The organism is Dethiobacter alkaliphilus AHT 1, assembly GCF_000174415.1.
In the GTDB taxonomy this organism is placed as follows: Bacteria; Bacillota; Dethiobacteria; order Dethiobacterales; family Dethiobacteraceae; genus Dethiobacter; species Dethiobacter alkaliphilus.
Genome location: NZ_ACJM01000026.1, coordinates 23698 through 31122 on the forward strand (window position 1 = coordinate 23698; position 7425 = coordinate 31122).

The following is a 7425-nucleotide window of genomic DNA, read 5'->3' on the forward strand; positions in this document are numbered from 1 at the left end:
AAGGTTTATTTTTTAAAGACCCTTTTCAATGGCCTTGCTGATAACCAAACGCTGGATCTGGTTTGTTCCTTCATAAATCTGGGTGATTTTGGCATCACGCATCAGGCGTTCGACCGGATATTCCCGGCTGTAGCCGTAACCGCCCAAGACCTGTACCGCTTCAGTGGTAACTTTCATAGCAGTATCGGTGGCATAGAACTTTGCCATGGATGCTTGCTTACCGTTTGGCAAACCGTTTTCTTTGCGGAATGCTGCCTGGTAAACAAGAAGACGTGCTGCTTCAATCTCAGTAGCCATATCAGCAAGTTTGAAAGCAATGGCCTGGTTGTTAAAGATGGGCTGGCCAAACTGCTCGCGGAACTGAGCATATTTCAGTGCTTCGTCATAAGCAGCCTGCGCAATACCCAGACCCTGTGCACCGATTCCGATACGGCCGCCGTCTAAGAGGCTCATGGCAATTTTAAAACCTTCGCCCTCTTTACCCAGACGCTGGCTGGCAGGAATACGGCAATCTTCAAAAACCAACTCCGTGGTTACGTCGGCATTCAAGCCCATTTTCTTTTCAATGGCGCCAACTTTGAAACCGGGAGTATCTTTTTCCACCAAAAATGCAGTAATTCCTTTCGTACCCTGACCCTTATCCACCGTAGCAAAAACGGTGTAGACCTGAGCGTGACCGCCGTTAGAGATAAAAATCTTTGTCCCGTTTAACACGTAGTCATCGCCGTCTCTTTTGGCGGAAGTGCGGAGAGCAGAGGCATCTGATCCTGCACCGGGTTCGGTCAGGGCAAAAGCTCCCACATATTCTCCGGAAGCCAGTTTGGGGACATACTTCTGTTTCTGTTCTTCAGTCCCGAAATTGAGGATAGGGAAGGTGCCTACGGAAGTATGAACAGCCAGAATAACACCGGTGGAGGCACAGGCCCGGGAAACTTCCTCAATGCAGAGAATATAGGTGAGGAAGTCGGCGCCGGCACCGCCATACTCTTCGGGAATGGGAATTCCCATAAAGCCCTGAGCCCCCAGCTTTTTAATATTCTCCAGGGGAAACTCTGCGGTTTCATCGTACTTGGCAGCGTTTGGTGCGATTTCTTTCTGGGCAAAATCGTAGAACATTTTTTGCATCATCTGATGCTGATCGCTAAGCAAAAATTCCATTGTCTCCTCCTACTTTCCCTTAAATTCTGCTTTCCGTTTTTCCAGGAAAGCGGCCATGCCTTCTTTTTGATCTTCGGTGGAAAATACCAGACCGAAAACTTCTGCTTCATAAGCCATACCGCGGGCACTGTCCATTTCCATGCCCTGGTTAACGGCACTCTTGGTAACACGAACGGCAATCTGTCCTTTACCGGCAATCTTCTTGGCCATCTTCTTCGCCGCTTCCTGCAGTTCTTCGGCGGTGGCAAAGACTTTGTTAACCAATCCGATGCGATAAGCTTCCGCCGCATCAATCATATCACCGGTGTAGAGCAATTCCTTGGCGCGGCCCTTGCCTACCAGGCGGGGCAGACGCTGTGTACCGGCAAATCCGGGGGGCACACCCAGGTTCACTTCCGGCTGACCAAACTTGGCGCTCTCAGATGCCAGACGGATGTCACAGGCGCTGGCCAACTCGCAACCACCGCCCAAGGCAAAGCCATTGATGGCGGCAATCACCGGCTGGGGCAGGTTTTCAATCTTGTTGAAGGCAGCCTGCCCCAACTGAGCAAACGCCCGGGCTTCCACAGCGGTCAAATCCTTCATAAAGGAAATGTCCGCACCGGCCACAAAAGCCTTTTCTCCTGCACCGGTGAGAATCACCGCACTGACGGTATCATCGGCGGCCAGTTCGGTAAACACCTGATCCAGTTCCTTCAGTGTGTCGGCGTTCAACGCATTCAGCGCCTTAGGCCGGTTAATGGTTACAGTGGCAATACTGCCGTCTTTCTCAAACAAAATATTTTCAAAAGCCATATACACACCTCCACTAAATTTTTCTTTACATTATACAGTGCAAAAAGGGTTGAACCCTTTTTGCACTCTTTTAGCTTTTCCACTTTTGCAAAAAAAGGACCGTCCCCATTTCGCATTCTCTTTAATCCCGGCTCAAACAAAGATCACGGCCGAGCCGGGTGCTTAGAAGCAAGCAGGTCGCCGGGCGCAAAGGGTTGTGGACCGCAGGCGTATTAACAATACGTCGAGGATCCACGTTCCTGCCGCAACCAAGAGATGCGCCACTTATAAGTGCCCGGCTCTACGACCCCAGTTTAAGAGTAAGTGTAGAATCCGCGGCCGGATTTGCGTCCGAGCCAGCCGGCGGTTACGTACTTTCTTAGCAGCGGGCAGGGACGGTACTTGGTGTCTTTAAAGCCGTCGTAGAGTACTTCCATAATGGCCAGGCAGGTGTCCAGGCCAATTAAGTCGGCCAGCTTCAACGGACCCATGGGATGGTTCATACCCAATTCCATAACGGTGTCGATACCTTCTACGGTACCTACTCCTTCCATCAGGGCATAAACTGCTTCGTTAATCATGGGCAACAAGATCCGGTTGGATACAAAGCCGGGGAAGTCGTTTACTTCTACCGGCACTTTATTCAGCTTTTTGGAAAGATCATCGATAACCTGATAGGTTTCATCGGAAGTGGCGATGCCGCGAATGACTTCCACCAGCTTCATTACAGGTACCGGGTTCATGAAATGCATACCAATTACTTTTTCCGGACGCTTGGTGGCTGCAGCGATTTGAGTGATGGGCAGCGAGGATGTGTTGCTGGCCAGGATGGCATGCTCTGGACAAATTCTGTCCAGCTCGGCAAAAGTATCGGCTTTAATCTTGGGATCTTCAATAATCGCTTCAATAACTATATCCACATCTTTACCGTCTTCCAGCGACAGTGTGGTTGACATCCGGCCCAACACCGCATTTTTCTCGTCTTCGGTCATGCGGCCCTTTTCAACGTTGCGGCTTAGATTCTTGGTAATAACAGCCATGCCGCGCTCCACAAATTCGTCCTTCACATCACGGAGCACAACTTCGTAGCCGGCCTGCGCACATACCTGTGCGATACCGCCGCCCATTTGCCCGGCGCCCAGTACCATGATTTTTTTGATTTCCATTTTTCTTCCTCCCCTTTTTTCTAATATTTATAACACACATTACCACATTGAGTTGTTTTTTATATTTAGAAACTCTGTTTATTAAATTAGAATATTACTCTTCCAACTTAATAATGGTGGCTTCACCCTGAGCAGCACCGCTGCAAATGGTGGCCATGCCGTAGCGTGCGCTGCGGCGCTTCATTTCAGTAAGCAGCGTCATGAGAATCCGGCCGCCACTGGCGCCGATGGGATGTCCATAGGCAATGGCGCCACCGTTTACGTTAACGGCATCCGGATTCCAACCGCCCAACTTAATGGAAGTCAGTGCCACCGCGGCGAAAGCTTCGTTTACTTCTATTAAGTCCAACTGGTCGGCGGTCATACCCGCTTTTTCCAGGGCTTTTTTACCTGCCAGTGCCGGAACGGTGGCAATGTATGGGGCTTTGGCAGAAGCTGCGCCCTGGGAAACGATGGATGCCAGCGGCTTTACGCCCAACTGCTCTGCTTTTTCTCTGGACATAAGAACCAGAGCGGATGCTCCGTCGGAAATTGGCGGTGCATTACCGGCAGTTACACAGGCACCTTTTTTGAAAACAGGCGGCAGCTTGGCCAACGCTTCCAAAGAAGCATTGCGGCGCGGCAGCTCATCTGTGTCAAATACAATGGGATCGCCTTTGCGTTGCGGTACGCTAACCGGAACAATTTCTTCCTGCAGCTTACCTTCGTCAATGGCCTTTACTGCCAGCTCATGGCTGCGCAGTGCCCACTCATCCTGCGGCTCACGGCCAATACCAAATTCATCGGCCACATCACCGCCATGCACACCCATATGCACATCATGAATGGCACACCACAGGCCGTCTCTCACCATGGCGTCAACCAGTTTGCCGTCACCCATGCGGTAACCGGTGCGTGCCTTCTCCATTAAATAGGGAGTGGCTGACATGTTCTCCATGCCGCCGGCCAACACGATCTCCGCATCTCCGGCACGGATCAGCGAATCCCCCAGGTTTACAGCCCTTAAACTGGAAGCACAAACCTTACCAATAGTATCGGAAGGGACTTCCACCGGCAATCCGGCTTTAATGGTAGCCTGCCGTGACGGAATCTGTCCGGCACCGGCCTGAACCACCATTCCCATCAGGGCGTAATCAATACTTCCTCCCTCAATTCCGGCCCGGGAAACTGCTTCCCTGATGACCAGCGCCCCGAGGTCTGTTGCGGACACATCCTTTATGGAACCCAGGAAGCTGCCAAAAGGAGTCCGCGCAAAACTTACAATTACTGTTTCTTTCATTCTCTCACCTCTTCTGTTTCTTTTCTGTTTTTATTTCTGTAAACAACCAACACAGGGGCATGTGCTGGCTAAACTTAGGCACACATTATTTAGATTCTGTACAACTGGTTATTTTCCTGTAGCAATATATCAAAAAAAAAAAAATTTGCAAAAATTTTAATTATGCTCTTGATAAAATTTAATTTTTCCTTTAGAATTATTGATGACTGTTTGATGTATTTCTACATTTTCCTTATGTAGTCAAACATCATTTATTATAAAATATAGTTTCTACTGTTTGGAACAAAATCCTGCCTGAAAATTCTTTTTTTTTGAATACAAGTTTTCTAAAAATTTAAAATGTTTAAAAACATTATAAACCAATGGAGGTGATAAATGTCTTTAAGTGGCAATCATTGACACCATGATTCCGGCACTGTTTCCAATACCGAAAGGAGGAGAAAATTATGAAGGAAAAATTGTACAAGAAGGAACTTATGCTTACAGTAGTTTTCGTCATCCTGCTTATGCTCATGGGGCATACCGCTTCAATTTTTGTAGCGTTTCCTGCATTAAAGAATGGAACCATGTGGGGCTTCCCCATTCATTACATTGTCCCTGTACTGACAGGGTGGTTCGGCGTCACCATCGTTTCCTGGCTAATGGCCGTATATTGCAACAAACTGGATGATGAACTAGATCAATATACCAGCGAATATAACGAGTCCGCTGCTGCAAAGGAGGAAAAGTAGATGCAGGAAGTTGCATGGCGAATAGATAATATTGCTCTTGGCTTTAGTGTTGTTGTTCTCTGCTTTGTTGTTTTCTATTTGGTTGGATGGTTATCTTCCCGTAAAACCACGGAGGTAACCGACCTTTATGTAGCGGGCCGCACCATCGGTTCTGCCACAAACGGTCTGGGCATGGCTTCTACCTGGGCCAGCCTGGCAACGTTCATGGGTGTTACCGCTCTGATTCTGCAATTGCAGGCTCCCTTTGTTTTCCTCTGGATTCAGTGGGCCTTATCCATTCCTTTGATTACCTTGCTTTACGGTACAAGCTTACGTCGTATGCAAGCCTACACCCCCGCTTCCTTCATTAGAGAGCGCTACGGCAAAACCGCCACTGTTGTGGTTTGCTGCTGGATGATTCTCATCATGCTGATGTACGCTGTGGGTCAGATGATCGGCTTGGCCCAGGCTTTGGAAGTACTTTTGGGCTTCCCATATGTTACCACTCTGTTTGTTGCCGGTATTATCATCGTAGGTTATGTAACCATTGGTGGAATGTATGGTGCGTCCTACAACGCTGCGTTTCAGATGGTTGTTATGACTCTGGCCTTGATTGTTCCCATGGGTGCCATCATGAGACAGATGGGCTCCTCCGGTTGGTTCTTCCCTCCGCTGCTGTATGGCGACATGGTGGATTCCATGCTGGAATTGGTTCCCACCTTCTTTGACACCAATTATGGCTTTAAATGGTACTTCGCATTGATTCCCGCTTTTACACTGGGCCCCATCGGCCTGCCTCACCTGGCCATGCGTGTTTTCACCGCTCCCAGCTTAAAGAGTGCCCGCTGGGCCGTGGTTTGGTTCACAGGATTTTTGGGACTGCTCTTTGGTGGTGCTTATGCCGTAGGTTTCATCGGCAACTACTTCCAGGCCATTGAAGGCATCACCATTGCCGCCGCTGATGCGGATAAAATTACCATGATTTTGAACGTTTATTACAACCCTGAGTGGGTTACCGCCATTGTTATCGCCGGCGCCATTGCTGCAGGTCTGTCCACGCTTAACGGAAACCTGCTGGCCATCGGTGCTCTGACAGCACAGGATATCTTAGGTGTGTTTATGCCTGATATCGATGATAATCTGCGGATGAAAATCGGTTATGTTGCCATCTTCCTTGGCGGTATCATCAGTGTTGTTGTTTCCTACAGCCCCCCGGATTTCCTTGTTACCAGTATTCTCTGGGCTTTCGGTATCTGCGGAAGTGCTGTTACACCCATGATTCTCTTAGGTGTGTGGTGGAAAGAGGCCAACAGACTGGCCGCCATCATTTCCTCTGTAGTAGCCGGCTTCACCTTCATCATTGTTTCCCCGTATGTTATGCCCGGCATTGTACTGGGAGAAGGTGTTACAGCTAACCTGGGGATGTCCGGTGCTCTCTTTACAGTACCGCTGGCCTTTGCCCTCTTCATCTTCCTGTCTCTGGCCTTTAACCGGATTCCGGCGCTGGAAAGCTACAGCCCCTCCGCTGAAGACAGAAAGTTGGTAGATTCCATTCACGGTTGGCCCGACTCCGACGATTCCCGTTATTCAGGTAACGGCTGGGCTGCACTGGTAGGTGTAATCTGCGTAGCCATCTCCATCTGGGGTTTTATGCCCTGGTAACCGCAATACAGCAAAAGGGGCGGTCTGTACCGCCCCTTTTTTATTTTCCTTAAGACATGGTATAATACAAAGAAAAAGTTGTGGAAGGAGCTTAGCCTTGAACTACCTGCAAAACGTTATACGCATATTAACACTTGACACCAGCGTCTACCGGGACATGGAAAAAAATAATCGTCTTTTTTTCACAGCCTTTGTCAATGTGTTTCTTACCGGTCTGTTTTTCGGGCTCGCCAGACTCTATTATGTCTTTTATGAAGGCGGCGGTGGTTTTGAAGATCCCCGACTGCAACTGCTCTACCTGGTGGGCCTTTTAATCAGCGTGGCCCAGATTTTTCTGGCCCATGCCGGTTTTTCTCTACTTCTTTGGGCCATGAGCAGAGGTATTAAGGGACAGGCAGCATACTTTCCTGTTTACCTGCACACCGGCACCGCAACAGTTCCGCTTTGGCTGGGGTTGCCCATGGTGACACTGTACAGTTGGGGACTGTTAGGTACATTCAGTTTACTGCTGGCTGCGGTGGGACTTACCTGGGGATTTGCTACCATTGCCAAAAGCCTGATGGCAAGCCAGGCGTTTACCTTTGTCCGTGCCTCAATTGCCCTGGCAATTACTATTATTTTTATCTTCAGTTTTTATGTCCTCTGGTATGGAATTTAAAAAAAAACGGCGAAGCCG

The 7425-nt window shown here is 49.0% G+C and carries 7 protein-coding genes; 3 read left to right on the forward strand and 4 right to left on the reverse strand.

What is annotated here, in order from left to right; translation table 11 throughout:
* Positions 1–12: 12 nt before the first annotated feature.
* From DEALDRAFT_RS15185 to DEALDRAFT_RS15200, 4 genes are all read right to left on the reverse strand, one after another.
* Complete coding sequence (locus tag DEALDRAFT_RS15185) at positions 13–1158, reverse strand: acyl-CoA dehydrogenase (RefSeq protein ID WP_008519124.1); 1146 nt, start codon at positions 1156–1158, stop codon at positions 13–15.
* A 9-nt stretch (positions 1159–1167) separates the two neighbouring features.
* Positions 1168–1953, reverse strand: a complete 786-nt coding sequence (locus DEALDRAFT_RS15190) for a short-chain-enoyl-CoA hydratase (protein ID WP_008519125.1) — start codon at positions 1951–1953, stop codon at positions 1168–1170.
* A 293-nt stretch (positions 1954–2246) separates the two neighbouring features.
* Positions 2247–3098 carry a 3-hydroxybutyryl-CoA dehydrogenase gene (locus DEALDRAFT_RS15195; protein ID WP_008519127.1) on the reverse strand — a complete coding sequence of 284 codons (852 nt, stop codon included), beginning with the start codon at positions 3096–3098 and terminating at the stop codon, positions 2247–2249.
* A gap of 94 nt (positions 3099–3192) precedes the next feature.
* The gene (locus DEALDRAFT_RS15200) at positions 3193–4377 is read right to left on the reverse strand and encodes an acetyl-CoA C-acetyltransferase (protein WP_008519129.1); all 1185 of its coding nucleotides are present in this window, start codon (positions 4375–4377) and stop codon (positions 3193–3195) included.
* Between the two features lie 446 nt (positions 4378–4823).
* Between DEALDRAFT_RS15200 and DEALDRAFT_RS15205 the strand changes: the two genes are divergently transcribed.
* The 3 genes from DEALDRAFT_RS15205 (at position 4824) to DEALDRAFT_RS15215 (ending at position 7407) form a co-directional block, all read left to right on the forward strand.
* Entirely contained in the window at positions 4824–5108 is a 285-nt protein-coding gene (locus tag DEALDRAFT_RS15205) for a hypothetical protein (protein WP_008519131.1), read from the forward strand.
* On the forward strand, positions 5109–6749 hold the full coding sequence (locus DEALDRAFT_RS15210) for a sodium:solute symporter family protein (RefSeq protein ID WP_008519134.1): 1641 nt from the start codon (positions 5109–5111) through the stop codon (positions 6747–6749).
* A 97-nt stretch (positions 6750–6846) separates the two neighbouring features.
* Positions 6847–7407, forward strand: coding sequence for a hypothetical protein (locus DEALDRAFT_RS15215; RefSeq protein ID WP_008519136.1), 561 nt, complete (start codon positions 6847–6849; stop codon positions 7405–7407).
* Positions 7408–7425: the final 18 nt, after the last annotated feature.